The sequence below is a fragment of the Lactovum odontotermitis genome, assembly GCF_054658595.1.
In genome coordinates, this window is sequence record NZ_BAAGGQ010000001.1 from 281,928 (window position 1) to 307,077 (window position 25,150).

Annotated in this window: 27 protein-coding genes; 2 read left to right on the forward strand and 25 right to left on the reverse strand. The window is 45.9% G+C overall.

Features of this window, described 5'->3' with window-relative positions:
• Positions 1-14: 14 nt before the first annotated feature.
• The 21 genes from ACYQ2E_RS01315 to ACYQ2E_RS01415 form a co-directional block, all read right to left on the reverse strand.
• Positions 15-1,073: an ABC transporter ATP-binding protein gene (locus ACYQ2E_RS01315; RefSeq protein WP_460016241.1), complete on the reverse strand. Its 1,059-nt coding sequence runs from the start codon at positions 1,071-1,073 to the stop codon at positions 15-17.
• Positions 1,070-2,089, reverse strand: a complete 1,020-nt coding sequence (locus ACYQ2E_RS01320; RefSeq protein WP_460016242.1) for an ABC transporter permease — start codon at positions 2,087-2,089, stop codon at positions 1,070-1,072. The genes ACYQ2E_RS01315 and ACYQ2E_RS01320 overlap by 4 nt, the downstream gene beginning before the upstream one ends.
• A gap of 1 nt (position 2,090) precedes the next feature.
• Complete coding sequence (locus tag ACYQ2E_RS01325) at positions 2,091-3,071, reverse strand: ABC transporter permease (RefSeq protein WP_460016243.1); 981 nt, start codon at positions 3,069-3,071, stop codon at positions 2,091-2,093.
• Positions 3,068-4,171 (reverse strand): ABC transporter ATP-binding protein, encoded by a 1,104-nt coding sequence (locus ACYQ2E_RS01330; protein ID WP_460016244.1) that lies wholly within the window; start codon positions 4,169-4,171, stop codon positions 3,068-3,070. Before ACYQ2E_RS01330 ends, ACYQ2E_RS01325 begins: the two co-directional genes overlap by 4 nt.
• 227 nt (positions 4,172-4,398) lie before the next feature.
• On the reverse strand, positions 4,399-6,063 hold the full coding sequence (locus ACYQ2E_RS01335) for an ABC transporter substrate-binding protein (protein WP_460016245.1): 1,665 nt from the start codon (positions 6,061-6,063) through the stop codon (positions 4,399-4,401).
• A 277-nt stretch (positions 6,064-6,340) separates the two neighbouring features.
• Complete coding sequence (locus ACYQ2E_RS01340; RefSeq protein ID WP_460016246.1) at positions 6,341-7,078, reverse strand: MurR/RpiR family transcriptional regulator; 738 nt, start codon at positions 7,076-7,078, stop codon at positions 6,341-6,343.
• Positions 7,079-7,118: 40 nt separating this feature from the next.
• On the reverse strand, positions 7,119-8,459 hold the full coding sequence (locus ACYQ2E_RS01345) for a DEAD/DEAH box helicase (RefSeq protein ID WP_460016247.1): 1,341 nt from the start codon (positions 8,457-8,459) through the stop codon (positions 7,119-7,121).
• Positions 8,460-8,899: 440 nt separating this feature from the next.
• Positions 8,900-9,517: a superoxide dismutase gene (locus ACYQ2E_RS01350; RefSeq protein ID WP_460016248.1), complete on the reverse strand. Its 618-nt coding sequence runs from the start codon at positions 9,515-9,517 to the stop codon at positions 8,900-8,902.
• Positions 9,518-9,585: 68 nt separating this feature from the next.
• Positions 9,586-10,269: a hypothetical protein gene (locus ACYQ2E_RS01355; protein WP_460016249.1), complete on the reverse strand. Its 684-nt coding sequence runs from the start codon at positions 10,267-10,269 to the stop codon at positions 9,586-9,588.
• Positions 10,259-10,450 (reverse strand): hypothetical protein, encoded by a 192-nt coding sequence (locus ACYQ2E_RS01360; RefSeq protein ID WP_460016250.1) that lies wholly within the window; start codon positions 10,448-10,450, stop codon positions 10,259-10,261. Before ACYQ2E_RS01360 ends, ACYQ2E_RS01355 begins: the two co-directional genes overlap by 11 nt.
• A gap of 67 nt (positions 10,451-10,517) precedes the next feature.
• On the reverse strand, positions 10,518-11,582 hold the full coding sequence (gene fni / locus ACYQ2E_RS01365; RefSeq protein ID WP_460016251.1) for a type 2 isopentenyl-diphosphate Delta-isomerase: 1,065 nt from the start codon (positions 11,580-11,582) through the stop codon (positions 10,518-10,520).
• On the reverse strand, positions 11,566-12,579 hold the full coding sequence (locus ACYQ2E_RS01370) for a mevalonate kinase family protein (RefSeq protein ID WP_460016252.1): 1,014 nt from the start codon (positions 12,577-12,579) through the stop codon (positions 11,566-11,568). The genes fni and ACYQ2E_RS01370 overlap by 17 nt, the downstream gene beginning before the upstream one ends.
• A complete protein-coding gene (gene mvaD, locus ACYQ2E_RS01375) occupies positions 12,572-13,531 on the reverse strand; it encodes a diphosphomevalonate decarboxylase (RefSeq protein WP_460016253.1) in 960 nt (319 codons plus the stop codon). The genes ACYQ2E_RS01370 and mvaD overlap by 8 nt, the downstream gene beginning before the upstream one ends.
• Before the next feature lie 144 nt (positions 13,532-13,675).
• The gene (mvk, locus tag ACYQ2E_RS01380) at positions 13,676-14,611 is read right to left on the reverse strand and encodes a mevalonate kinase (protein ID WP_460016254.1); all 936 of its coding nucleotides are present in this window, start codon (positions 14,609-14,611) and stop codon (positions 13,676-13,678) included.
• 134 nt (positions 14,612-14,745) lie between these two features.
• Positions 14,746-14,988 carry a DUF1912 family protein gene (locus ACYQ2E_RS01385; RefSeq protein WP_460016255.1) on the reverse strand — a complete coding sequence of 81 codons (243 nt, stop codon included), beginning with the start codon at positions 14,986-14,988 and terminating at the stop codon, positions 14,746-14,748.
• Complete coding sequence (locus ACYQ2E_RS01390; RefSeq protein WP_460016256.1) at positions 14,988-15,341, reverse strand: MmcQ/YjbR family DNA-binding protein; 354 nt, start codon at positions 15,339-15,341, stop codon at positions 14,988-14,990. The genes ACYQ2E_RS01385 and ACYQ2E_RS01390 overlap by 1 nt, the downstream gene beginning before the upstream one ends.
• A gap of 1 nt (position 15,342) precedes the next feature.
• Positions 15,343-15,846 (reverse strand): N-acetyltransferase family protein, encoded by a 504-nt coding sequence (locus tag ACYQ2E_RS01395; protein WP_460016257.1) that lies wholly within the window; start codon positions 15,844-15,846, stop codon positions 15,343-15,345.
• Entirely contained in the window at positions 15,843-16,547 is a 705-nt protein-coding gene (locus tag ACYQ2E_RS01400; RefSeq protein ID WP_460016258.1) for a B3/B4 domain-containing protein, read from the reverse strand. Before ACYQ2E_RS01400 ends, ACYQ2E_RS01395 begins: the two co-directional genes overlap by 4 nt.
• A 1-nt stretch (position 16,548) precedes the next feature.
• Positions 16,549-17,997 (reverse strand): 23S rRNA (uracil(1939)-C(5))-methyltransferase RlmD, encoded by a 1,449-nt coding sequence (gene rlmD, locus ACYQ2E_RS01405; protein ID WP_460016259.1) that lies wholly within the window; start codon positions 17,995-17,997, stop codon positions 16,549-16,551.
• 133 nt (positions 17,998-18,130) lie between these two features.
• Positions 18,131-18,385, reverse strand: coding sequence for a type II toxin-antitoxin system RelE family toxin (locus ACYQ2E_RS01410; protein WP_460016260.1), 255 nt, complete (start codon positions 18,383-18,385; stop codon positions 18,131-18,133).
• 315 nt (positions 18,386-18,700) lie between these two features.
• Positions 18,701-20,086, reverse strand: a complete 1,386-nt coding sequence (locus ACYQ2E_RS01415; protein WP_460016261.1) for an ATP-binding protein — start codon at positions 20,084-20,086, stop codon at positions 18,701-18,703.
• 295 nt (positions 20,087-20,381) lie between these two features.
• On the opposite strand from ACYQ2E_RS01415, the gene relB reads away from it, so the two are divergent.
• Together relB and ACYQ2E_RS01425 are read left to right on the forward strand one after the other, a co-directional pair.
• Positions 20,382-20,600, forward strand: coding sequence for a type II toxin-antitoxin system RelB family antitoxin (gene relB, locus ACYQ2E_RS01420; protein ID WP_460016262.1), 219 nt, complete (start codon positions 20,382-20,384; stop codon positions 20,598-20,600).
• A complete protein-coding gene (locus tag ACYQ2E_RS01425) occupies positions 20,597-20,875 on the forward strand; it encodes a type II toxin-antitoxin system RelE family toxin (RefSeq protein ID WP_460016263.1) in 279 nt (92 codons plus the stop codon). Before relB ends, ACYQ2E_RS01425 begins: the two co-directional genes overlap by 4 nt.
• A gap of 72 nt (positions 20,876-20,947) precedes the next feature.
• Here the strand turns inward: ACYQ2E_RS01425 and ACYQ2E_RS01430 are convergent, their stop codons facing one another.
• From ACYQ2E_RS01430 to ACYQ2E_RS01445, 4 genes are all read right to left on the reverse strand, one after another.
• Positions 20,948-21,931, reverse strand: a complete 984-nt coding sequence (locus ACYQ2E_RS01430; protein WP_460016264.1) for a type II TA system antitoxin MqsA family protein — start codon at positions 21,929-21,931, stop codon at positions 20,948-20,950.
• Positions 21,928-22,311 (reverse strand): hypothetical protein, encoded by a 384-nt coding sequence (locus ACYQ2E_RS01435; RefSeq protein WP_460016265.1) that lies wholly within the window; start codon positions 22,309-22,311, stop codon positions 21,928-21,930. The genes ACYQ2E_RS01430 and ACYQ2E_RS01435 overlap by 4 nt, the downstream gene beginning before the upstream one ends.
• An 860-nt stretch (positions 22,312-23,171) precedes the next feature.
• Complete coding sequence (locus tag ACYQ2E_RS01440) at positions 23,172-24,617, reverse strand: hypothetical protein (protein WP_460016266.1); 1,446 nt, start codon at positions 24,615-24,617, stop codon at positions 23,172-23,174.
• A partial coding sequence (locus ACYQ2E_RS01445) for a hypothetical protein (protein WP_460016267.1) occupies positions 24,614-25,150 on the reverse strand: 537 nt, incomplete at its 5' end. The genes ACYQ2E_RS01440 and ACYQ2E_RS01445, both read right to left, overlap by 4 nt.

Consider the following 25,150-nt stretch of genomic DNA (forward strand, 5'->3'; position numbering starts at 1 on the left):
ATCTGACAGTTTTATTATTTATAGTCTTTTGCCAGTTTTTCCGGCAATGGTTTACCATTTTTCAGCTCTTCATAGAGCAGACAGCCTACCTGATGATTTTCCTCATCTCCGGCAATACCGCTCGGCTCCAGTTTGACTTCATAACTCCAGCACTCGTCCTGTACAAATGGGCAGCGCTCAGCAAAGGGACAGCCCTTACCTAGAGTTGCCATATCCGGCGGTGTGCCTGGGATTCCGCCGAGTTCACGGCGCGGACCGTGCAGAGGCGGGAAGGAATCAATCAAACCGCGCGTATATGGATGGCGCGAGTGCCTGTACAAGTCCATGGCAGGACCGTCTTCGATAATCTGACCGGCATACATGATGGCGATTCGGTCGGCAATTTCAATCAGCAGCGACATGTCGTGCGTGATGAAAATGACCGCAAAGCCGAGTTTTTTACGTAACTCAGTAATCTGCTCGACAATCTGCCGCTGCATGACTACATCCAGCGCGGTTGTGGGCTCGTCCATAATCAGAACTTTCGGCTCAAGCGCCAGAGCCATGGCTATCATGACACGCTGGCGCATGCCGCCGGAAAGCTGATGCGGAAAAGACTCCAGACGGTCCGGTGAAATGCCGACCATGTCCATCAGCTCTTCGGCCCGCTCCTGCAGCTGTTTCTTGTCCCAGTCCGGACGGTGCGCCTGAATGCCGTCTTTAATCTGACGGCCGATTTTGTAAACTGGATTGAGCGAATTCATGGCACCTTGAAAAACAACGGCCTCATCTACCCAGCGCTGGTCACGCAGCTCTTTGTCATTGAGCGTCAGCAAATCCCGCCGCTCGCCGCCTCGGCCTTTTATCCAGACTTCACCGCCGGAAATCAGGCCTGGAGGCGGCAGCAGGCGAGTGGCACCGTAAACCAGAGTGGATTTGCCGCAGCCTGATTCACCGGCCAGACCGAGCACTTCGCCCTCATGGAGCGTCAGACTCACACCGCGCAGGACGTGAGCGGCAGTTTCAGTGTATCCGTAGTCGACACTCAGATTTTTAATTTCCAGGATTACTTCCGCTTTTGAAAAATCTGTCATGACTTGACCTCCTGCTTCTTAATAACTTTTCCGCTGCTGTCATGGCTTGTATTAGCAATCGGTGTAAAGCCGACGCGCGGACGAATCCCGCGTTTCTTGAGCAAGCCGGCATTCATGCCAGTATTTCTCAGACGCGGATTGACAAATTCATCAATGCCGAAATTGATAAGTGCCAGACTCATGCCTAGAAAGGCGACACAGAGACCGGCAGGCGCATACCACCACCATTGGCCGGAAGTAAAAGCACCGTTATTCTGCGCATAATAGAGCACCGTGCCCCAAGACCAGTCCGAGGGCGGAATGATGCCGATATAAGACAGCGTGACCAGCGACATGATTGCCGCCGTTACCGTTCCAATGAAAGTCGAGGCTAAAATCGCCGTCAAATTCGGTAAAATCTCAAAAATGATAATCCGCCAGCTTGATTCGCCGCTCGCACGCGCCGCTTCAATGAAATCACGCGTCCGCAGCGACATTGTCTGCGAGCGCAGCACACGTGCCCCCCAGGCCCAGCCAGTCAATGAAATGACCAGCACAATCGCAGCCAGCCCGGCATTCTGCATCGTCCCCATGATGATGATAATCAAAGGCAGACCAGGAATGACCAGGAAAATATTGGTAATCATAGAAATGATTTCATCGCCCCAGCCCGATAAGAAGCCGGCCGTTACGCCAATAATCGCCGCCAGAAAAGTTGCAATCACACCCGCGGATAGACTCACCACCATGACACCGCGTGTTCCCACCAGAATCTGCGAGAAAATGTCCTGCCCGACATTGGTCGTGCCCAGAAAATGAGCAGCCGACGGCGCCGCATTGGCCAAAGTCGAAGTTTCATTCGGGTCAAAAGGCGCGAAAATCGGACCGAAGATAGCCACCAGGACAAAGAAAGCAAAGATGCTTAAGCCGATAATTGACTTCTTGTTGCGCAGGAAGACCATGTGCTGCTTCTTTTCAATCTGGACTTCCTCAGTTGATTCAATTGTTTCAGTAATTTCAGTTTTTTGCTCAGCCATCTTATCCCTCCTTCCGCGTCCGCGGGTCAAGCAGCGCATAAACCACATCTGCCAGAATATTCGCCACCAGAACCGATAAAGTAATCACCAGGAAAATTCCCTGCATCAGCGGGTAATCATGATTATTCGTCGCCTGCAGCAGACGGTAGCCGATTCCCTGATAGTTAAAGACCTGTTCCATAACCAAAGTACCGGAAACGACGAAGCCGAGCGACAAGGCAAATCCGGAAACCTGCGGTAAAATCGCATTGCGCGACGCATAACGGAACATGACCACAGATTCGCGCAAGCCCTTCGCATGGGCCACCGTCACATAATCCTCCGACGAAACCGTCACCATCATATTGCGCATCCCCAGAATCCAGCCGGCCATTGAGCTCAAGACAATCGTCAGAGCCGGCAGGAAGCCGTAGTAGGCCACCGACGAGATAAAAGGCCAGTTGAAGCCAGGAATCGTATCAATCGAATAAGAGCCGCCCTGCGGGAACCAGGCCAGACCCGTTGCAAACACGCCGATGGCAATCAGGCCAATCCAGAAATAGGGCACTGACGAGAAGAAAGTCGTAATCGGAATCAAAGCGTCCCACTTCGTTCCGCGTCGCCAGCCTAGAATAATTCCGATAATCGTTCCAATCACAAAGGCGATAATCGTCGCCACGCCGACCAAACCAATCGTCCAAGGCAAAGATTCTTTGATAATGGTTGAAACGGGCGTCGGAAAAGCCTGGAGCGAAACACCCAAGTCCCCGTGAAACAGCTTTCCCCAGTATTCAAAGTACTGCTGCCAAAGCGGCACATTCTCCTGCAGACCGAACAACTTACGCAAAGAGTCCACCGCATCCACTGAAATCTGCCCCTGATAACGCGCAATCAGCGCCTGAACAGGGTCACCAGGCATCAGCCTGGGAATGAAGAAATTCAGCGTTACAGCCGCCCAGGCCGTCACCAGATAAAAAGCTGCTCTTCGTAGAAAAAATTTCATCGGATTGCCTCCTTATTTTTTTCAATTTTGGCCAGCACCTCTTCGGACAAATCCATATCATGAATTGTGGCCAATTCGCCCTCCGTGCCGATATTGACCATGGCTCCCGGATTGTCCGTATAAAGCCAGCAGGAGACTTCCTGCCCCGTTGCTGCGCTCATCGTCGGCGGTACTTCCTGCGCACAAAGCTCTGTGGCAAATGGGCAACGCGTACGAAAACGGCAGCCCGACGGCGGGTCAATCAGACTCGGCGCCTCACCATGGGCCTCACCGCGCAGCGCATTGAAATGGTCAGGGTCTGGTGCGGAATTGACCAGCAGGTCAGTATAGGGATGTGCCGGATGCTGCGTCACCATCTCTGACTGCCCGCGCTCAATCACGCGCCCCGCATACATTACCAGCGTTTCATCCGCAAAGTAACGGGCCGAAGCCACATCATGCGTGATATACAAAATCGCAATCCCGTCATTATCCCGCAAATCTCTGAGCAAATTCAGAATTCCCAGACGAATCGAAACATCCAGCATCGAAATCGGCTCATCCGCCAGCAGAACTTTCGGCTCTGCCGCCAAAGCCCGCGCAATCGAAACACGCTGGCGCTGACCGCCGGAGAGCTCATGCGGAAACTTATCAATGTAGCGCTCCGCCGGTGTCAGCTTCACCCGCTGCAGGAGCTCAATTACAGCTGCTTCCAGTTTCTCGCCGCGCAGGCCTTTTTTATGAATCTGCAGCGCACGTCCCAAAATATAGCGCACCGTATGAATCGAATTCAGTGAACCGAAAGGGTCCTGAAAAATCATCTGCACTTCGTGCGTAAACTCTTTAAAATTGTGCCTGGAGCGTGTATTGACCACTTTCCCGTTCAACTCAATCGTCCCGCTCGTAATCGGAATCAGCTGGCTCAAAAGCTTCGCAATCGTTGACTTGCCTGAGCCTGACTCCCCGACCAGCGCAATCACATAGCCCGGATACAAGTCGATACTGACGTCATCCGTCGCATGAACCACCCTGCCGCGCTTAAAACCGCCCACCGGGAAATGCTTGACAATGTGCTTCGCACTTAGGACAGGCACTTCAGATTTTGTGTTTTCTGTAGACAATTCTGCACCTCTTCTCTTCTTTAATATTGAATATTTAAACTTAATAAAAGTAAATTCAACTTGTGTATTTGTCTATCACAGTTAGACATTTTCGGAAAATTGTACAAATAACTTTGACAAAATTCCTGTTTTCTAGGACAAATTTCTAGAATTGTACAAATTTTCTCGAATCTGCCTATTAACGAAGAAAGGGCTTTAAAGCCCCTTCTTTACTTACTCTATGTTGCTCACTTGACAGCTTTCAGCTTAGTCAAAACTAAAGTTTCAGACGGAGTTGTCATATTGATACTTGTATACGGATTCTCTTTAGTTGGCCAGCCGGTGTAATAACGCTCTGTGTAGTTGCCCCAGACAGGGACTTCAAGAACAGGAATGGCAGGCACTTGTTCAACATAAACTTTTTCGATAGTCGCAAGCGCCTTTGTACGCTGGTCATCCGTTGTTGCATTGGCGTAATCTTTCAGAGCTGCACTGGCTTCGTCGCTCTTGAAGCGTCCGAAGTTATAGGTGGCAGCTTCCCCGATTGGCTTGTAGAAGGACTCATCCATTGTGTCCAGATAAATGTTGTAAGGCGTGAAGCCTGAGTCTGTCCAGTGAAGCGCGGCATCAAAGTTGCCCTTGGCAATCTGGTCGTTCCAGGTGTCATAAGTCGGGTTCTGCACTTCCACTTTGGCGCCCAGACTCTGGATTTCTGAGCCGATTAGCTGAAGTTCTGCATCATAGTCTGACCAGCCGGCAGGGTCTGTCAGCATAACTGAAACAGCTTGTCCATCCGGGTCTTTCAGTGCACCGTCACTGCCGACGCCAGTGTAGCCTGCGTCTGTCAGTATCTTCTTGGCATCATCAAGACTGGTCTTAAAGACTTTGTCAGTATAATCTGCTGAGATAAAGGATTTGCCTGATTCTGGCAGTCCCGTTACGCTCTTAATTGGCGTGGAAGCACCCGTTGTGCCTTGGTCAGACAATTGCTGACGGTCAATGACTGCTGAAACAGCTTTACGGAAATTCAAATCTTTGAAGGCACCTTTTTCATTATTGACAAAAAGTGTTGTATTGCCCAGAGTTGATGGGTACCAGGCCTTGTTGGCCTCGTGTTTATCTAGCCAGGCAGTTTTGTAGTTGGCAATATAAACAAAGCCATCGTCAACTTTACCAGAGGTCATTGCGCTCAACAGTGAAGTATTGTCGTTATATTCGATGTAGCGAATGGTTGGAATGCTGAGTTTTCCGCCCCAGTAATCTTCGTTGGCCTCAAGCGTAACGCCTTGCGTTGACCAGGTCTTGAGTGTGTAAGGGCCTGTGCCGACCGGTTTCTGGTTTGTCCATTTTTCAGCGTCCTGATCTTTCCAGATATGTTCAGGAACGATAAATTGTCCATAAACTGCTGACTGGTGAACATACTGATTCGAAGTAAAGTTGATAGTGACTTTATTGCCGGAAGCCGTGATGTCGCCAAATGGCAGAGACTGCGTGTTCAAAGCCGGTGTCTTCTTCATCAGATTGAAAGTAAAGGCCACATCATCAGCAGTCAAATCTTTGCCGTCAGACCATTTCACACCGTCACGAATAGTGAAGACAACCTGTGTATAATCTGTGTTCCATTTCCAGTCAGTTGCCAGCCAGCCTTGAGGCTTCTGGGTCGGATCCACATCATTGTACTGCACCAGCGTTTCATAAATGGCATAGCGGTAACCTTGAACTGACGCTGCTGATGTGCCCATGAACGGATTTGAGTTGTTCGTCTGCGGACCGTCAGGTTTACCAAAAGTCAAGACGTGACCGCCAGAAGCTGTGCCAGACGATTTTCCAGAACCGCCGGAACTGCAAGCCACAAGACTTGCTGCTGCTAATACCGTTGCGCTGCCGAGAGCAATTTTACTCCAGAGTTTCATGTTTTTTCCTCCTTAAATAGCGTTCGCACAAACGCTAAGTCATAACGTTCACCTGCTGTGCTCAGCTATCAAACATTTATTCGTATTTTGAATACGGTTACATTATACTGCTGACAAGGGCACAGCGTCAATAGTTTCAGCGTAAAATGGCACGGAAAAAGAAAAAATGGTACCGCTTACCATTTTTCTGTTTAAGATTATTATAAGATAACTGATTAAATAAACAATTTAATCAGATTTACCGCACAATTTATGGACACCTGTACCAAAATTTCAATTATTGTACCAATTTGAACTTTTTCTCCAGCTTCTCCGACAAAGTTTCAATAATAAAAAGCGCCGGCAGCTGACTCGTCAAGTCCCCGTACAAATGAATCCTTTTTTCCTGAACATTATAATTAATCGACAGACTGCTCAGATTCGCAATCGTACTGCTGCAGTTCGGCGTGATGGACACAATTTTTGCATGACGCTTATCTTTAATTGACTGCAGGACCTCAGAAATTTCCCTGGTTTCACCCGAAATGGACAATGTGACCAGAAGATTTTTCTGCCCCGCCGGCAACTGGGACTCAATGGGATAAGTGGCATCAGTCAGCGCCGACGCATTGACACCAATCGTTGACAAACGCCGCGCCGCATATTCGCACATATAGCCGCTTGCGCCTAGCCCGAAAAACAAAACCTTTTTTGAAACTGCGATTTCCTCAACTAATTCTGTGCATTTCTCCATAAGCTCGGGCGGATAGTTGTCAATCGACAAGAGCTTATAAGTCTCACTGTTCATGGCCGTCTTTTTAATCTGCTGCTCGACAAACTTCTGGAAATCATAATAAGACTGATAGCCCAGCTTCCGGATGAGGCGCATAACACTTGAAGTCCCGGCATGAGCATTCAAAGCGATTTCTCTCAGATGAATCGAAGGAATTATTTCAAAATTATCGCGCAAATAGCCGTAAATTGCTTTTTCTGTTTCAGACAATTCCTGAAAATTTGTTTTTCCTAAAAAAGCCATATTTTTCCTTTGAACTAAAAATGGATACTATAAATCGTTCTTACTTGTTGCTGTCGCGGCGGGCATTGCGCTTGCTGCGCGCTTTCTTATTCTGCTCGGTGCGGCGTTTTTTCTTATTTTCCTCGGCCATGACCCATTTGACGGCGCGCTTGTAACCTGGCTTGACATGTTTCTTCCCCTTGGCCAGCATGCCGCGGGCGGTACTGGAAATCTCCTGTTTGGCCGGCTTCCTCTTCTCGCGGCGGTCACGGTCATAACTGTCAACGATTTCGCCGTTTTTCACAGCTTTCGGCAGGAATTTCAGGCCCATTTTCTCGAGTTCTTGAAGCGCAGCCTGGTCTGACGGCTCATAAAGCGTAATCGTCGTTCCAGACAAACCGGCACGCCCTGTCCGGCCGATACGGTGAATAAAGAAAGTCAAATCCGACGGAATTTCCACATTAATCACATGACTGACGCCCTCAATGTCAATCCCGCGGGCCGCCAAATCCGTCGCCACCACATACTGATACTCCAGCTTGTTGATGCGCTCCATCGTGCGCTTACGCTCGCGCGCCTCAATATCGCCGTGAATCTTGGCGACTTTCAGCCCTTCTGCCGTCAGAAAAGCATGCAGCTTATCTGCCTGCGCCTTAGTATTGACAAAAACCAGCGCCAGATACGGATTCAGCGTCTTAAGCAAATTCAACGTTACCTCGGACTTGCGATGATTCGCCGAAATCAGCCAATTTTCAATATTTTCGGGCACCAGCAGCTGGCTGCGAATCTGTTCTTGGACGGGATGATGCAAATACTTCTTCAAAAAAGGCTGCAATTTTTGCGGAATCGTCGCGGAGAACACCAGCATCTGGACCTTTTTCCCGAAACTAGACGCGATTTTGTCGACATCTTTGAGAAAGCCCATGTCCAGCGTCATGTCCGCCTCGTCCACCACAAAAGTCTCGGCCGTATGCACGTCCAGAGCCTGCGAGCTAATCATGTCCAGCACACGTCCCGGCGTGCCGATGACGATTTGCGGCTGCGCATGCTGGAGCTTTTCGAGCTGACGCGCCTTATCCGTGCCGCCCACCAAATTTGACAGCGTCATCTCCGTGTCGAACTTGGCGAATTCCTGTGCGGCCTTGAAAATCTGCGTTGCCAGCTCACGCGACGGCGCCACAATCACGGCCTGCACCTCCGCTTTAGAAGTATCCAGCCGCTGCATAATCGGCAGCAGAAAAGCATGCGTCTTGCCCGAGCCCGTCACCGCTTCACCAATCAAATCGCGCCCAGCCAAAATCGGCGGAATCAGCTTTTCCTGCGTCGGTGTGGGCGCCTCAAATTTAATTGCCGCCAGTGTCTGGTTGATAAAGTTTTTGAATTTAAAGTCTTGAAAGTTCATAGAATGATTATAACAGAAAAACTCGCTTTATTCCCCATTAACCATTCTTAGAATCGTCTGAGTACAGATTTTCTCATGGTAAACTAATGAAATCCACATAATTTTGATATAATAATTATTGGCTTCCTAAGGTCTAGAAAGGAGGTCAACATGCTAGACTTTTTAGAACAGCTGGCACTCGCAGTAATTCCGGTAGTCGTCAGCACTCTTCTTGCTTATTGGGTCAAACACAGGAAGAAGTAATCAGGGCCAAGGTGACCTCATAACGCTCTCTAGAGTGAAAAAAAGACCATAGTTGTTGGAATCAACTATGGTCTTTATGCTAGACTTCTTAACTCTTATTATAACACGAATTTTAAAGATGTCAATACTTTGACTCACTTTTTTACGAAAAAGGACATCGGAGGAGCCAATGTCCTTTTACTTCAGCTTTTTACGCCTTATTTTTCTGTTGCTTTTGCATAGAGTTCATTCACAAAGTCCCAGTTAATCAGGTTGAAGAAAGCCTCAATATAGTCAGGACGCACATTATGATACTTCAGATAGTAGGCATGCTCCCAGACATCAAGCCCAAGAACAGCTTTCTCGCCTTCCATGATAGGATTGTCCTGGTTTGCAGTTGATGTCACCTTGAGCTTGCCGTTTCTGTCAACAACCAGCCAAGCCCAGCCAGAGCCGAACCGTCCAGTCGCAGCGGCCTTGAATTGAATCTTGAAGTCTTCAAACGAGCCGAATTCTGCATTTATCGCGTCGCCAATCTCTCCTGTCGCAATTCCTCCGGCATTTGGCGCCAGCCATTTCCAGAAAAGACTGTGGTTGAGATGTCCGCCGGCATTGTTGCGAACCGCCGTCCGAATATCCTCGGGAAGAACGTTCAAATCCTCCAAGAGCTGTTCTGTGCCGAAGTTCTCGAACTCGTTGTGCTTTTCAAGCGCCGCATTCAGATTGTTGACGTAAGTCTGATGATGCTTGTCGTGGTGCAGGTGCATCGTCTCCTCGTCGAAAAAGGGCTCGAGCGCATCATATGCGTAGGGAAGTTCTGGTAAAACGTGTGCCATAGTTATTTTCCTCCAATTGTTTATAATTTAATTATAATACAAATGTGTGAAAAGCTGTAGCGTTCTGCTTACTCTTCCACAGAAGCTTGGTCTACTGCAAAATCCAGAAAATCATTTGTTGTTGAACCATCAATAACCATAACCGTTCCAGCATAAGTGTGGATAACAGTACCTGCTGGGATTATGGCCGACCTGGCAAGCAAAAAATCTCCTATTTTGTAAAAACCATGGCTATCAATAGTCAAGTCTTTGTTATTTGGATTATTTGGAGTTACATAATAATATGTGTAGATTTGACTTCCAATGGTTCTCTTCCCATATTCAAGTATATTTTCCTCAGTTGGAACCCAGCTATAATCCAGTCCTGGTCCGGCACCACCAAGTCCAGAAACTCCAGCATCATATTCACCAAGACCTGAAGTACCTGCAGAAATAAGTTTCAACCCAAATTTGGATACAAAATCAGTATTTGTGTTACTATCATAAGAATCGGCATTTGAACTGCTCTGCTCACTTGTACCTGCTGCTGCTGCTGCTGATGATGATAAAGCCCTGGAAATTGAAACACTACTTTTTGCAATTTTCACACTTGATGACGGCTCAGAAACCGTATTCGCTTTCTGCTCTTCAAATTTATTGTTCAACCAAAACAAAAGAAAAGCGCCGCACACAAGCGCAATAAATAGACAAACCAGTATAGTAATGACCAGCGTTAAACTTGTTTTCTTCCTAAAACCTAAATCATTCCTCATAATAATCCTGATTCTGACTCGCATTCAGCTCAATCTTTTTGTAATAAGCAAGCTCTTGCAAAGCATTTGCAATATCATTGACTCTAAAAACCCAGCGAACAATCAAAACAGTAATCAAGAAAATAACAATATACAAACATATACCCATGAGAATATATGCAACAATTGGGCTGATATCCATCTTAGCTCCTAATAAATATAAATTCTTAATTTATTATAAACTAATTTCGAGACAATGTCCATAAAATTTATTTCGAAATATTACTTCTCTGTTCAATAAAATCAAGCAGCTGCCCGGAATAAATCAGCTCAGATTTCTCCAGCTCTGTCCAATTTCTCGCACCAAGTAAAGTATAAAAGCGCGTCAAATCCGAAGCCCATCCTTCGAGAACCAGCTCCACATAGTCTGCCCCGTTCTCCGTCAAATTCGCCAGAATATTGCCGGCAGAAGACACCAAGCCGGCACCGAGAATTTGTGCTTTCACAAGCTGGTCCGCGTATTGAATGCCGCCTGTGGCAATCAGACTCTTGCTGGTACGCGCGAATTTCGCCTCCAGCAGGCTTTCAGCCAGCGTCAGTCCCTGCTCATCCAGAAACAGAGAAAATGGGGCTGCTCTGTGCTTCTCAATCCAGGCAAAATTCGTGCCGCCGCGGCCGCCCACATTGATTGCGCTGACAGCTGTCTGCTCGAGCTGCTCAAATGTCCTCTGACTCATGCCGAAGCCGACTTCTTTGACAATAACTGGAACATCCAGTTTTGAGGCAATTTCATTGATATTGTCCAGCCAGTAAAAGTCGCGGTCACCTTCATTATCAGGCATTGCCAGCTCCTGAATTGCATTGACATGAATCTCCAGCGCATTGGCCTCAATCATGTCAACTGCACGCTTAGCAGCTTCCAGCCCATGATGCGCGCCGATATTGGCAAAGAGAAAGCCGTCCTTATGAATCTCACGCACCTTGGCAAAGCCAGCCGCCAGATCCGGATACTTCAGCGCAATCGACTGCGAGCCTACCGCCATCGCGATATGCTGGTTCCTGGCAATTTCTGCCAGCTGCACATTGATTTTGTCGCCGCGCAGCGAGCCGCCCGTCATCGCCTCAATGTAAAAGGGTTTCTCGAAACGATGTCCAAAAAGTTCCGCCGAAATGTCCACTTCATCCATGGAAATTTCCGGCAGATTATTCGGAATCAGACGGACATCTTCCAGTCCGTTCCCGCCCGAGCGCCCATCACGCCAGTACTTCTGAGCCAATGACAGGTGCTCGTCTTTGCGATGCTGATGTTTAATTTTTTCAGTTCCTCGGGGCAATTTTCAGAACCTCCAGTTTCATTCCATGCTGCTCAAGCGTCTGCGCCAGCAAATCCATCTCAGACTGACTCGCGCCGTTCGAAAACACAATCATATTCTCGCCGAAGCCCGAGCCCGAAATCTTTCCGGCCAGACGCGGATGCGAATTCACAGCCTTCAAGGCAAAATCCAGTTTTTCGGTGACATAGCCCTCAGGAATATTTTCCCGAAGCAGCTGCTGATTCTCTTGTAATGCCTGCTTAAACTTGTCAAAATCGGCATAATGATAGGCATCTGATACTTCCGCTACAATATCGTTTGATTTGTCAAAAAAATCGTCAGAAAGCGCCGCTTCTTCAAGCTTCTGTCCCGTCTTAACGGATTCCCCGGTGGTCACCACATAAGTCTCCCAGTCTGACGAATCAAACTGCCAAATGACATTCGAATTTCGATAAAAAACCACTCCGCCGTAGATGATTGCCGCAATATCACCACTGGAGCCCGAGCCCTGGACTTCGTAATGCGCTGCCGCTGCAATTTTAAATTGTTTCTTCAAAGACCAGTGCAGACCGAAAAATTTATCCAAAGCTTTGACAATCCCACAAACCACTGCTGCGCTTGAGCCATAGCCCTTTTTATTTTCTCCGAAGCCGAGGGCTGAATGAATCACGATATCTACATTAGATTCGAAATTGTCGCCGGCTTCCGCAAACACTCGTTTTACCGCAGCCATTGCAAATCCCCAGTCAGACTGAAATTCAGCTTTTTTCAGATTAAACAAATCATAAGGACTAAAAGCCAATGTCTCCAAACCGACATTGGTCTGCAAAGTGCACAGAGTATCTTCTGAATCCCAGACGGCCACGTCAAAATCGCTGTCAACCGCTGCAACCACAGCTTGACAGCCCGGACGCGTCACAGCATATTCACCCGCAACGAACAGTTTTCCGGGCACTTTTACTTTCACCGGCCGAATCTCGCCCGCAAAACGCTGTACATGGTTCCAATCATTAAACAAGGCGCACCCCCGGCCCAGCCTGCGCCAGCTCAAATTTCAAAGCCGGGAAATTCTCCTGCAGCTTTTTCAACAAAGTCTGCTCATCTGTACGATTTGTGATAATCTTGACATTCGGCCCCGCATCAATCGTCACGAAGGCTAGCAGACCTGCTTTGCGGCAACTCTCTGTGAAGTCAATCAGCGCACGGGTTTCCTCGGCAAAGTAGTCAAAAGGCTGCGCGCAGGTCCGATTCAGCTCGTGCATGGCCAGTGCATTCGCCTGAGCAATCAGTCCCACGTGCTCAATATCCGCGCGGCTCAAGGCGGTTTTCATTTCCTGAAGCTGCCGCTCCGAGTTTTCGACCCAAGTCCCATACAAAGGGGAAGTTTGGGCGAGCTGCATGCCCTCGGTCGACGAAACCTTCTTGGCGCTGCCCGAAACCTCGGCAACAATCATTGACAGGCCGATATCCGCGTCCAAGAAGCTTTCCGCATAGGAAGAGTCATTGTCTACTCCCTTATTCCACACGGCAAAATTGCCGAAAATCGAGCGCGTCGCAGAACCAGAGCCGCGCCTAGCATAACGGGAGAGCTGCTCCGGCATGAGATTCAACTCCAAGAGGCCGTTCATCGCAGCCGTCAGAGCCGCGAAACTGGAAGCGCTTGAAGCAAGGCCTGCGGCCGTGGGCACATGGTTTTCAGAAGTTATCAGAACCGGGCCGAAATCTGCGATTTCCAAGCGGAAAATATTCAAAAAACGGTGGACACGCGCGGCATCCGCCTCTTTTCCGTTCAAAATCAATGTATCCTGCGCCAGCGCCTGGTCAAATTCCACCGACGTTGTCGTGAAAAACTTGTCCAGCGTCATCGAGAGGCTCGAAGTCGTGGGGATGTTCAGCTCCGCGTTTTCCTTGCCCCAGTACTTAATCAGCGCAATGTTGGTGTGGGCTCTGGCTGTGACGATATTCGGCATTTCAGTCCTTTCTAAAGTTATTAATCGTGTTTTGTCTCCCTGCTTCTTCACCTAACTGCGCTTTGGCGCTCGTCCTAACGGCCGAGTAAATAAACGCAAAGCTAGGTTAGCTTTCAGAAGCAAAACGGGAGATAAAACAACTTGTTATAAACTAAAAATCCAAGTATTCTGCGCGCCGTGCTTTGCCAGAGACTGTGAAATCCGGATTGCATCCGTTGCATTCGCCGCCAGCGCTACCATGACGCCGCCGAGCCCAGAACCCGTCAGTTTCGCGCCCAGAGCCCCCGCATTGCGCGCCGTTTCAATCAACATATCCAGCTTCGGATGCGACACGCCCAGCTCCTGCAGAATCTCCTGAGAACTGTTCAAAATCGGCCCCAGACCGTAAATCTTGGTCGAAGAAAGAATTTTCTTAGCCTGCGCCGTATAATCGCCCAGACGCGCAATATTCTCCTCCGTGACCTCTTTCTCGTCCTCGAGCTTCTGCTGCACCGTCGCAATTGCCTGACTCGTCAAACCATGAATCCCCGAGTCACCAATCACTAGAAGCCCCGGCAGCTCAATCTCAATCGGCTCAATCACCTGATTCTTGATAAACCAGAGCGGCTTGTCAGAATTCACCGTCGCCGCATCAATCCCTGACGCCCGCCCGTGAATAATCGCCTCAGAAAAATTGACAAAATAAATCAATTCGCCCTCAGACAAATCTGCATCAAAATAATCAAAAAAAGCCTTTGTAATCGCCGTAGCCAGTGCCGCTGAAGCCCCCAGCCCGCGCCCGCGCGGAATATTACTATCAATCTCCAGAGAAAACGGCATCCGCTCAGAATCAAACTTCGCCAAAAGCCGCAGAATCAGCTGCCGAATCCCCTCAAAATCATCTCCCATCAAGTCCAGACGATTACGCATCTCAGCATCCTGAATAATCTGGCCATAACTATTTCTCGTAAAAGTCACCCGCATCTTCAGCAGATTGACCGGCAGCGCAATTGCCGGCTGCCCGTAAACGACCGCATGCTCCCCAATCAGGATAAGTTTCGCATGCGCCTCGCCAAAACCGATTTTCTGGTTGTTCTCCATTACTTTATTTTACTGGATTTCTCGGATAAAATCAAGGCAGCGAAAATATTAATTTTTCTAAATAAAAATGCAACAAACTCTGATTTTTTACGTATATATTATTAAGGGCGTAAAAAACTGCTAAAGATTCCAATCTAATACTTTTCAATCGTCATCATACCATCCGGCAAGGCCTCGAAAGGCTTATGCTCCCGATAGTTCTGAATTTTCCCTGTCAAGAATTCATAAGCGTCAAGCCGCGATTCGTAACGGATTTCCGCGTCATGCTCGTTTGCTTCGGCTGCGTAAGCTTTTGCCTTCTGGTTGATATGCATCTGCTGCTCCAGCCAGGCGGCAAAGTCTTCGATAAATTGTTGTTCGTAAGTTTTTTTAGTCATTATTTTTTGGTTAATTCGTAGGATTCTTCTATGAGTTGAAAAATCTGGTCATTTGTTAAGTCACTGTCCAGTTTTATGTCCGACCAGTGAGTTTTATTCATGTGGTAAGCCGGAGTCACAGCCTCAAACTCTTCGCGCAGCATTTCTCCCCGCTCCGGGTCTAGTTTGAGCGCGATTTTATATTCACCGTCGCCCTTTAGCGACCAGTAACAGAAAATTTTCTTGTTCCTGAGATGGCGAATTGCGACAGTTGGCTCCTTTTTGTCTTTTTCCATCTTGGCAAATGGCGTGTTTTCATAGATTGGACCCAGAGTTTCACAAAATTCCAGTAACTCTTTTTTCGTCACTGCCATGTTACAACTCAAGCTGGTATGCCCAGCGGAAACCTTCGATAATGACATTCCCGCGGTAAACGAATCCTTCACGCTCGAATACACGCTGCATGATTTTGTTTGCCGGATGTGTGTCCACACGAAAATCATGACAACCGCGGGCATTTTCCATCGTGAAAATGTTTGAGAACATGAAGCGCGCAAGCCCGTGTCCGCGGTATTTGTCGGAAAAGGCCAGGCAATGAACAGCCACATAGTTGAATTCATCGTTCGTCCAGCTGCCGTCAGTGATTTTGGTATAAGCCGCGTCTTCGCCTGGAATAACAGCGCCAAAGCCTGCGATTTCACGGTCGACAATCAGCACGCGGCCAGCACCGTCACTGATGAATCTTAATACGTCAATCTCGGCGGGGTATTCGCCCTGCCACTGGTCTGTGTCAAAGCCCGACAGGAAATGACGTGCTTCCTGGATAATCGGCATGATGGCCGGTAAATCCGACATCTCAGCCTTCCTTAAATAAATCATAGTGTTACCTCCGGATTCTCTCTGTCAACAATGATTGGCTCAGTTGACAATCCAAAATACTGGTTAATCAGCTCTGACAGCTCAGCTGTGCCTTTGCGGACGGATTCTTCCTGCTCTGCCGCGCAGGATTCAACAATCAGAAAGGCATTTTTTGTCCGCTCTGTCAACATGGTGCGCTGGCCGTCACGCCAGTTCCAGCCGCGGCAGACGGCGCCTGCATCGTCAAGATAGGCTAGCTCGCCCGGCAGACAAGGCTCAGATGATTCTTCGCCGATGCCGATGAAATCTTCACCTCCTGCCGCAAGCGCCAGACGCATGTTGCCGACAAAGCTGTCAATGTCCTCTCCGCCTGCGGGCAGACCGTATTTCAGGCTGATGCTGTTGTAAATGTCGACCAGCGGATTGATACTTCGGACTGAGTTACCTTTGCTGACGCGCTTGAGCAGGTTTTCCACAGAAGCACGCGCACCTTTTTTGGTCTTAAATTTCTGGTAAGCGGCGCGCCAGACAGCGATGGCTGGGTTTTCGCTGAAAACAGCCGCATCCGTGTACTGCTCAGACTCTTCTTCCGCAGCTGCAAGCAGATGCTTAATCGCGGTAGACGATTCGCCGGAATTGTCGATATTTTTCGCAAGCACGACGCCGAAGTGCGCATCTGGAAAGAGTTCCCAGAATTCATCAGTAACGACAAATTTAGACATACTATTCACCTTTCTTTGTCAATTTCACAACCGCCTCACAGCGAGCCGTCTGCGGGAACATGTCCACGGATTGAATATATTCAACTTCGTAAGCCTCTGCCAGAACTTTCAAATCCTTGGCCAGCGTCGAAACATTGCAGGACACATAGACCAGGCGCTCCGGCTTGTAATGCACCAGCATCTTCAGCAATTCGTCGTCAAGCCCTGTGCGCGGCGGGTCTACAATGACAGCGGTCGGGCGCTGCCCCGACTTGTACATATTAGCCATGACCTTCTCGGCCTTTCCGATTTCGTAGTGGCAGTTCTTAAAGCCCAGTCTCGCAGCATTTGCCCGCGCATCTGCGACAGATTCAGGCACAGTGTCCATTCCGTGAACCGATTTGACTTTTTTAGCGACGGCAAAGCCAATGGTGCCCGCGCCGCAGTAGGCGTCAATCACACGGTCATCCCGCTTCGGAGACAGCGCTTTAACCACCTCAGCATACAGAACTTCCGCCTGCTTAGTATTCAGCTGGAAGAATGCGCGCGGAGAGAGCTCGAAACTGTAGCCCAACAAGCCTTCTGTGATTTTCTCTTTCTCGCCGAAAACGATTTGCGTCATGTCTCCGTAAATCTCGCTTGATTTCTTCGGGTGGTAGTTTACAGCAACAGTGACGATGTCATCGAAATCTTTAGTGAGGTCAGACAGCATCTGGTCGAGTTTGACGAACTTCTGCTGCTGGCCGGCATTTTTTCCTCTGGGACCTTTTGCCCCCAAAACCGGCCAAGTCTGACCATCTAGCTTGATTGGCGCCGACGTCACCAGAATCACCTGGATTTCGCCTGTCATCTGGCTGCGCCGAACCATGATGGTGCGCAGGCCTCGGGTTTGACGCTCGTCCTCAATCGGCAGCCTGTACTTGGTCATGAGCTGACAGGCCCGGTTCGCCACTTTTTGCGTGACCGGGTCCTGCACGAGGCAGTGCTCAAGGTTGACCAGCCGATGCGAGTTCTCTTCATACAGGCCCGCGATGACCGTGCCCGACTTCAGGCGCCGCAGCTGGTAGGTCAACTTGTTGCGATAGCCCTTCCAGTCCGGCTGCCCCAGCGTTTCGCGCAGCTCGTAATCTTTCCAGCCCGCCGGCTTATACTTTTCCAGCGCCTGCCGCAGCAGGTCACGCTTGAACTCCAGCTGCTGCGGATAGGCCAGATGCATGATATGCGAGCTCGACAGTGCCGCAAAGTCTTTATCCTCAGGCGGCACGCGGTATTTCGAGCGCTTGTCAATCTTAACCAGCTTCGCCCGGCTGAAGCGCGGCGCATTTTCCGTGATTTCGACTGTCACCTCTTCTTCAGGCAAGGCATAGGGCACGAAAATCAAGCGCTGCTTGAAATAGCCGATTCCTTCGCCGTTGATGCCGAGACGCATAATCTGCAGGCGGATTTTTTCGCCGATTTTTAGGTTTATCATGGATATATTATACTATAAAAAACAGGCAAAACTCTGCCCGTTTTGAAATAACTTCTCATCAGAAAGAATTTTGCACGATGAATTCGCAGTAAGAGATTCGCTAAATCATTCAGAAGCGGCACTATATATTGTCTCAGTCACTTTGAGCTTTCAATTCAACCACTGCCCCTGCAAAATCACTGTGCTCTTGTCCAAACAAATAAAGTAAAACATCGCGACACAGCAAGTCATACCAGTCATTCAATTTCTTTCCTCCAGCCGATTTTGCTGCAACTAAATTCCTGACAAGCCCATATCGCTGATGGATATCCCCGCGCTTACCCACCGAAATCCTCAGAATAAGCAATTCACCATCAAGAATTTGAACAATCAGACGATATTTGCCCACACGATAACGCCAAAGTCCAAGCTCATCCTCAATTTGCGCCTCAAAGGCTTCTTTGGGTATCGTCGACAGTGATTTCCCGTGTAAATCGGCGAATTGTTCTTTACTTTATATTCTGCATCGTTTAGTCTTACAGATGTTACAGTCATTTTAGCTTCCTCCTGACTACTTATGTAGGTTTGTTTTGCTACATTTGTAGGTTGGCGTCAAGTTTTCTGTCTTTATCCTTTTCTGAAATCTTAGTTCTTCACGTAACGCCTCTGAATTTCCGCAGCTAATTTCTCATTGTCTTGGAGTAGGATTTGATTTTCCATAAGCCTATATTGCCATCTCATCAAAGCAAATCAGATTTACGTTCATCTGTTCTGCCTGCTCACGACATTTCTCAGTGAAGCCGCTCTTTGAGAAAAGGAAACAATACTTCTGAGGGTTCAGAAAAAGATGTGCCCGATAACTCAGCGTATTCAATATCTCACTCCCTGAAAGCTGATTCCGCCATTTGCACTCACCGATAAATAGCGCTTGTGTTTCTGGGGAAAAACCTAAAATATCAATTTCGACTTCTGTTTTCTTATTCTTATCTGTTCCCCACCAGGCTCCCAAATCTTCAAAATAGTCCTCCGAGTAATTTGAGTAAGGGACATTATCCCACATCCAGTCAATGCAAACTTTCTCAAAAATCGGACCTAAAAAATCATTGAACTCTTTTTCAATCCTGCCATAAAGCAGTTCTCCTCGTCCACGCTCTATTAAACTCTGGTTTCTCCCGATAAAACGATACCAGAAACGAAACATCGAGTCTGAAATTTGATAAATCGTTTTCCTTGAACCTGCTCTATTTTGCGACATCGGAGTTTTCTTCTCAACAATTCCCAGCTCAATCAAGTTTTCCAGCAATACCGTTGTTGCACTCGTGCTCATTTTAATTTTATCTGAAATTTCTTTCATTCGGCTGGCACCATGGGCAATGGCAAAAAGTGCAGCATTATAGCTTGAGGGATCCCGGAGTTCCTGAAGCAAGAGATTGCCCGGCTCCTCGTAGAGTGGCGCTGTTGTTTTGAGATAAGTGTTCTGGATATTTTCTTTTATAGATTTTTTTTCATCTATAAAAGAAAGATACTGAGGAATGCCTCCCGTGATACCATAAACCCCCATCAATTCTTTTTTGTCCATTTTTGGGAAAAACTGCCGGCATTGGAAGAAAGTAAACGGCAGAATCTTCATCTGGGACGTTCTCCGTCCATAAAGCGGACTCTCATAGCCCAGAACCTGATGCTCCATAAAAGACATTGACGAGCCGCAAAGGATCAGCATGACCTTTGAGTTGAGAAAATGATGATCAATCACTCTTTGCAGAACAGATGAAATTTCCGGTGCAGACGCCGCAAGATAAGGAAATTCGTCAATCACAAGAACAAGTCGTTCCTCTTTTCCCTGCTCGTAAACATTCAACAGAGCCTTTTCATAATTTTCAAAATGAAGCCCCGAATCCTCTCCCAGAATCGCAGCACTCAGTCCCTCCAGATTTGAACCGTCCTTTTCTTTGACTGCCATATAGTAAAAGCCGCACTTATCCTTCATAAATTCATTCAACAGTGTTGTTTTTCCGACACGACGACGGCCATACATGACGATGAACTCAAACTTGTCAGACTGATAGGCTTCGTTGAGATGGTCTAATTCTTTTTCTCTGCTTATAAACATATTTTACTCACTTGTAATTTACTAAGTTATACTTGAGTTAAGTGTAGCATAAATTCACGTAGGTTTCAAATCAAAAATCCCAGGGAATCAGATTGCTGGAATCTTGAAATTAAAGACATCACCAGACTCAAGCACTGCTGATCCCTCCACGAAGTTCTTCATATAAACCTGTTCTTCTCTTGAACTGATACTTGTTTTTTCACTTTTGTATAAGAATTCATTTGAATTCTATTCGCTTGAACTCAATTGAGTTCTTTGATATAATGAAGTAAAAGAAAAAGATTGGAGAAAACAAATGACAACTGCAACACTACGGTTTGACGATGCCATCTATGAGCAAATCAAAGAGCTGGCTGACTTTCAAGGCCTGACACCTACAACGTTCATGAGGAATGCAATTCTGGAGCAGCTTGAGGACGAACAGGATTATCAGGAGGCGATACAGGTTTTGCGTGAGAGCAATGGAGAGAGTGTTTCACGCAGCGAAATCATGAAACGTTTGGAGATGCTTTGAGAAAATTTAGCTGGAGCTTTGAGAAAAAATTTGCTAAGAGATTTCAAAAATTTGATGTTTCTGTTCAAAAAAGAATTGTAAAGTGGCTTGAACAACACATTGAGGGAAGTGAGAATCCGCGTCTTCTTGGAAAATCACTAGAAGGGGATTTTAAAACGCTTTGGCGTTATCGGGTTGGTAAATATCGGATAGTTGCCGATATTCGTGATAGCGAGTTTCTCGTTTTAGTCATTAAAGCTGGTAAACGAAATGATGTTTATCAGAAAAGAAAGTAAGCATGCAATAATCATTGAGACATAAAACCTCCAAAATAGTTGATTTCACTATTTTAGAGGTTTTATGATTTTTTAGTCAAACAAATCAGTGAAGATGGAAAAGTCCGCTGCAATTTCTGAATTCGGAATAACTTTGAAACGCGTCCCATCATAGTTTTTTTCCCAAGAAGAGTCTTCACGATGTGTCAAGTCCATCAAGCCGGCTGCTGTGTAGATTGACAGCTTATGCCAAACTTGATTGAGCACTTCCAATACTGCTGAATTTTTCTCGATTTTCCTTTGCCCTGTGAGAATCTTTTGTCGTTCGTTCTTTGTCAAATGAATTTCACGCTGCTCGCGAAAATTGTAGCCCCCACGGATGGATTCATAAACAGGTCCATATTGAAAAGCCTCTGTGTCTTCCTCAAAAAGCAAGCGCTGATTTCTTCCCAAATAATACACTTGTGAAAAATAGACCAGCTTGTGCAGCTTCATCTGAGTCATCGGATCATTATTTTCAGAATCAACAAGTTGTTCTTTCAAGCTTTCAGCGACAAACCAGTCAGCAATCGGTTTTGCCGTAAGAAACTCAGCTCGAGCTTGTTTTTCCGGAAAACTCTGAGATAAGGCTGCAAAGTCTTTTTTGGAGAATTTACTTTTCTCCGAACTCTCGAAATAGTTTTTAACAATCTTTGGCTCTTTCAGAGATTTCAATATCTTATCATTTGCAGCCGAAGGCGCACTTCCCCTTTCATAACGCTCAACTGTGGCCGGACTCCAGCCGACTAGGTTTGCTAAACCACGCTGGGACAGACCTAAACTTTTCCGGAGCGCCCGAATCTCGTCGGGAGTCATTCTGCCGCTCGCTTTACGGTAGGCTTCAATAAACCTGCAATCTTGTGCATCATCCAAGTCTGTATCAGCAACTGGATTTTCCTGAGAATCAACACGGACAGAGATTTCCAGTGTAATCGGAAGCTCTTCCAGTCCCATATACCGTGTTTCTTTGCGCTTAATCACTTGGGTTTCTTCTGCAGGAACAGGATTTGCGCCGTCGTCAAAATAATACTGCGTCATGATTTTGTCTCCCCTCCATCATCTTCATACTCGTCCTCATGAAACGAGATAATGACTGCTTGGCCTTTTGGCTGAAGCCGAACTTGAATTTTGATGTAGACCAGAATCCCTTCAATCGACTTCTTAAATTCCCAAATTGTTTCCCCGCGTTTTCGGCGCTCCCTGTCAAAATCCGGCTTAGGCCCCTTATGATAATCGCATACACGCAAAAATTTAGTAATTTCTATCGCATCCTTCGTCGAGATTGCCAATTTGTCCAATAAACGTTTATTTTTTCCATCTCGCCGATTGCTCAGTAAAATGATATTTGGACAATCGCGAAACTCCTGAAGAAATTGATTGATTCCATGCTTTGTTGCGCTGCCGGCGCCTAGGTTCACATATTTCTCCTTCTAATCACATTCACAAAGGCGCTCGGCCAGATTTTTCTGATGACTTATTCTAGCATAGAAAAATTAAAATTGCAATCAAATGATTGCAAAAAAATACAGATTTTCGTGTTTTGTATGCATTTGCGTTCCAAAATCTGAACCAGATGCAGCATGGGTCTGTTGAAAAGTCGAGAAAATGCTGTCTACCATTGCTCAAAACCAGAAGGGGACGAATGTTTCCTATCGTCACTCTAGCTGTGATTATAGACGTGCTATGAAAGAATGGTGAGATTCATTTTGTCCGAAAATTCAGGTTTTTTATGCTAAATAACAGAAAAACCATTTGCGCGGAGCAAATGATCTGAAGAATGCTCGCCCTTTTTCAGATCCAGAGCTCTTTTTATGGCCTTTCAATTCGTGTGGCAGAGAAAGCAAATTACGTATTCCATCCCAGCAAGTTTACGGCGCATAAGATTGGGTTGATTCACCACATATATCATTACCTGTCATTACCGTTTTAAATTCTTTCGCCGTCGCTTTATCGGATAAAACAGCGATGCTTTAGTTATATTTATCAACGATTTGTTTTACCTGTTCTTTTCCGATTATCTGATTTGTCCACCAATTCTTCTATTCCTCTGTCTCAAAAATGTTTACTTAACTCAGTTAGGAAGTATAATGTAACTTTTCTTTTTGAAATGAGCATTGCTGCTTCTGTGTCTTGGCTTCGCAGTATGGAAGGTCTTGTGCGCTTCTCCTGTTAGCTAACCTCCGTTCAAAAAAGTAACTTTACAGTATATAATACAATACAATGCAGATTCTTTGGGAAACGAAGTATAATGTCTTTTGCTTAAGTTTAATATAAATACTTACATAAACAGTTTTGACTTGCCATTCAACTCTATTTTTGAATCAACTCTTATTCTATCATCATAGATTGAAGCAATAATTTTTTGATTCTCAGGAAAATCTTGCTCAAGTATTTCCATCATTTCAGATATATTATCTATTGTCACCTCTCGACCACTAGGCGAATCAAGAACTATAGGCAAACTGACATTCAACTTATTCTCCAGCGCTTTTATATAAGCTAATTTAAATGACAAGACAAGCTTATGTAGTACTGTCCCTGATAAATCTTCTAATCTGTGCAGAAAAAGGAAATTAGATCTGCTAGAAAGATATTGTGCTACATTTAATCTTTTTGCGTAGCTCAAAATCTGCAAGCTCATTTCATCAACTATGGCTGAACGAGAACTAAGTTTTTTTAAAATTTGCTCATTTAATGATTCGATTTTACTTGTTAATTCTTCTATCTTAGCGGAAACAACCGCTGTATCAATCCTAATAGTCTCGAGCTGTAAATCAGCCTTTTCTAGTCCCTCTTTGTCCCCCAATAAATCAAGCTGTCCTTGAAACTCTAGTTTTTTTTGCTGCAATCTCTTGATATCGTTCTCTGCTTTTGCCCTCTCTTCCTTAAGAGACCACTTTCTCATTTTGATAAACTCGACATTATCATCATACCCGTCAATCGTTTCTTTATTTACAGGTATAGTCTCATCACTATCAGGAACCTTCACTTTTAGTCTTAGGGATTCTAGCTGAGAAACTAATGCTTCATTTCCTTGAGCTGTGTGGTTCAATTCAATAATTTTAACATCAATAATCTTTTTTCGACTAGAAAGAACTGCAATTCTATCGTTTATTTTCTCTACCTCTAAAAGATTAGACACAGTATCTGCTTGCAGAAATTTTTTCTGATAAACATTTATTTCACTCAAACTTCTATATTTTGCTAATTGCTTTTTATAGATACCTAGTTCCTCTTGCTCCTCAGTAATGTCAATATTAGCTAAACCCGCCACTAATCTTTCAATGTTGAACTTAATATTTCCAATAACAACTCCTCTGTTCAGCAATATCCATCCCTTATCTTGGTCAAAATAAATTGCTCCCAAAATATTTTCCAATACGTTCAAATCACTATTTGCAAAAAGAAATTCTAGCAGCTCATCTTGTTCTTCTGGTAGAACAAACTCACGTTTTTCTTTTTTATAATTTACCTCCAGCTGTTTATCAAAGCGCTTAACCAGAAAACTTCTCCCATCAATAACCACTTTTAATACTGTTTTTATTTTTTCAAAACGAACTTTTTGAGTATTTGGAATGTTATAACCTAAAGAATAGAATAGCATTCTGAGCAGGGTTGATTTACCAACCGAGTTTTCCTTAGAATATATCAATGTCGTGCCTTCCGAAAATTCGAAGATTCTTTCCACTTCACCGTAAGTTGCTTTTAATTCTATAAATTTCATAATCCAGCAGCCTCCTTTGCTTTTTTTATTAAAGTTTTATTTCTTAGCATTTCCCAAATAACTAATTGACAAACAATTTTTTGACAATCTTTGTCAGGGAGTTCAATAATTCTGTCTTGAAAAGATTGCCAGTATTCTTCTATGAATTCAAACTCCCTCACTTCACTTTTAGAATGATTTTGTCTATAGGCAGTATAGGCTGTAACGACCGAATTTGAAAGCTCAAATCCATCAGCTAGATTTTCAATTTCATCACTAAAACGTTCTTCAATTTCTCCGATTTCATCCTCTTCATAATCAAAAAAATCTTTGAATCTTTCCGTATCATGAATATCAGAAAGTCTTATAATCATCTTCCAAATAAAGTCACTCTTTTTTATCACCTGTTTCTGAGAAGCGTTCCTATGAAATTGACCTGTCCAAAGTTCAAATATTTCCTTCTTATACTTCCCATCGTTTACCTTTTCCAAAAATTCTTTTATATACTGATAAACCACTTCATATTTGGTCCTTTGATTACTTATATCAAGTAT

Excerpts from the sequence above, each read along its gene's own strand:
- ACYQ2E_RS01315 (WP_460016241.1), bottom strand. The coding sequence starts at position 1,073 with ATGACAGATTTTTCAAAAGCGGAAGTAATCCTGGAAATTAAAAATCTG.
- ACYQ2E_RS01320 (WP_460016242.1), bottom strand. The coding sequence starts at position 2,089 with ATGGCTGAGCAAAAAACTGAAATTACTGAAACAATTGAATCAACTGAG.
- ACYQ2E_RS01325 (WP_460016243.1), bottom strand. The coding sequence starts at position 3,071 with ATGAAATTTTTTCTACGAAGAGCAGCTTTTTATCTGGTGACGGCCTGG.
- ACYQ2E_RS01335 (WP_460016245.1), bottom strand. The coding sequence starts at position 6,063 with ATGAAACTCTGGAGTAAAATTGCTCTCGGCAGCGCAACGGTATTAGCA.
- ACYQ2E_RS01340 (WP_460016246.1), bottom strand. The coding sequence starts at position 7,078 with ATGGCTTTTTTAGGAAAAACAAATTTTCAGGAATTGTCTGAAACAGAA.
- ACYQ2E_RS01345 (WP_460016247.1), bottom strand. The coding sequence starts at position 8,459 with ATGAACTTTCAAGACTTTAAATTCAAAAACTTTATCAACCAGACACTG.
- ACYQ2E_RS01350 (WP_460016248.1), bottom strand. The coding sequence starts at position 9,517 with ATGGCACACGTTTTACCAGAACTTCCCTACGCATATGATGCGCTCGAG.
- ACYQ2E_RS01355 (WP_460016249.1), bottom strand. The coding sequence starts at position 10,269 with ATGAGGAATGATTTAGGTTTTAGGAAGAAAACAAGTTTAACGCTGGTC.
- ACYQ2E_RS01360 (WP_460016250.1), bottom strand. The coding sequence starts at position 10,450 with ATGGATATCAGCCCAATTGTTGCATATATTCTCATGGGTATATGTTTG.
- mvaD (WP_460016253.1), bottom strand. The coding sequence starts at position 13,531 with ATGCCGAATATCGTCACAGCCAGAGCCCACACCAACATTGCGCTGATT.
- mvk (WP_460016254.1), bottom strand. The coding sequence starts at position 14,611 with ATGGAGAACAACCAGAAAATCGGTTTTGGCGAGGCGCATGCGAAACTT.
- ACYQ2E_RS01385 (WP_460016255.1), bottom strand. The coding sequence starts at position 14,988 with ATGACTAAAAAAACTTACGAACAACAATTTATCGAAGACTTTGCCGCC.
- ACYQ2E_RS01390 (WP_460016256.1), bottom strand. The coding sequence starts at position 15,341 with ATGGCAGTGACGAAAAAAGAGTTACTGGAATTTTGTGAAACTCTGGGT.
- ACYQ2E_RS01395 (WP_460016257.1), bottom strand. The coding sequence starts at position 15,846 with ATGATTTATTTAAGGAAGGCTGAGATGTCGGATTTACCGGCCATCATG.
- ACYQ2E_RS01400 (WP_460016258.1), bottom strand. The coding sequence starts at position 16,547 with ATGTCTAAATTTGTCGTTACTGATGAATTCTGGGAACTCTTTCCAGAT.
- rlmD (WP_460016259.1), bottom strand. The coding sequence starts at position 17,997 with ATGATAAACCTAAAAATCGGCGAAAAAATCCGCCTGCAGATTATGCGT.
- ACYQ2E_RS01415 (WP_460016261.1), bottom strand. The coding sequence starts at position 20,086 with ATGTTTATAAGCAGAGAAAAAGAATTAGACCATCTCAACGAAGCCTAT.
- relB (WP_460016262.1), top strand. The coding sequence starts at position 20,382 with ATGACAACTGCAACACTACGGTTTGACGATGCCATCTATGAGCAAATC.
- ACYQ2E_RS01430 (WP_460016264.1), bottom strand. The coding sequence starts at position 21,931 with ATGACGCAGTATTATTTTGACGACGGCGCAAATCCTGTTCCTGCAGAA.
- ACYQ2E_RS01440 (WP_460016266.1), bottom strand. The coding sequence starts at position 24,617 with ATGAAATTTATAGAATTAAAAGCAACTTACGGTGAAGTGGAAAGAATC.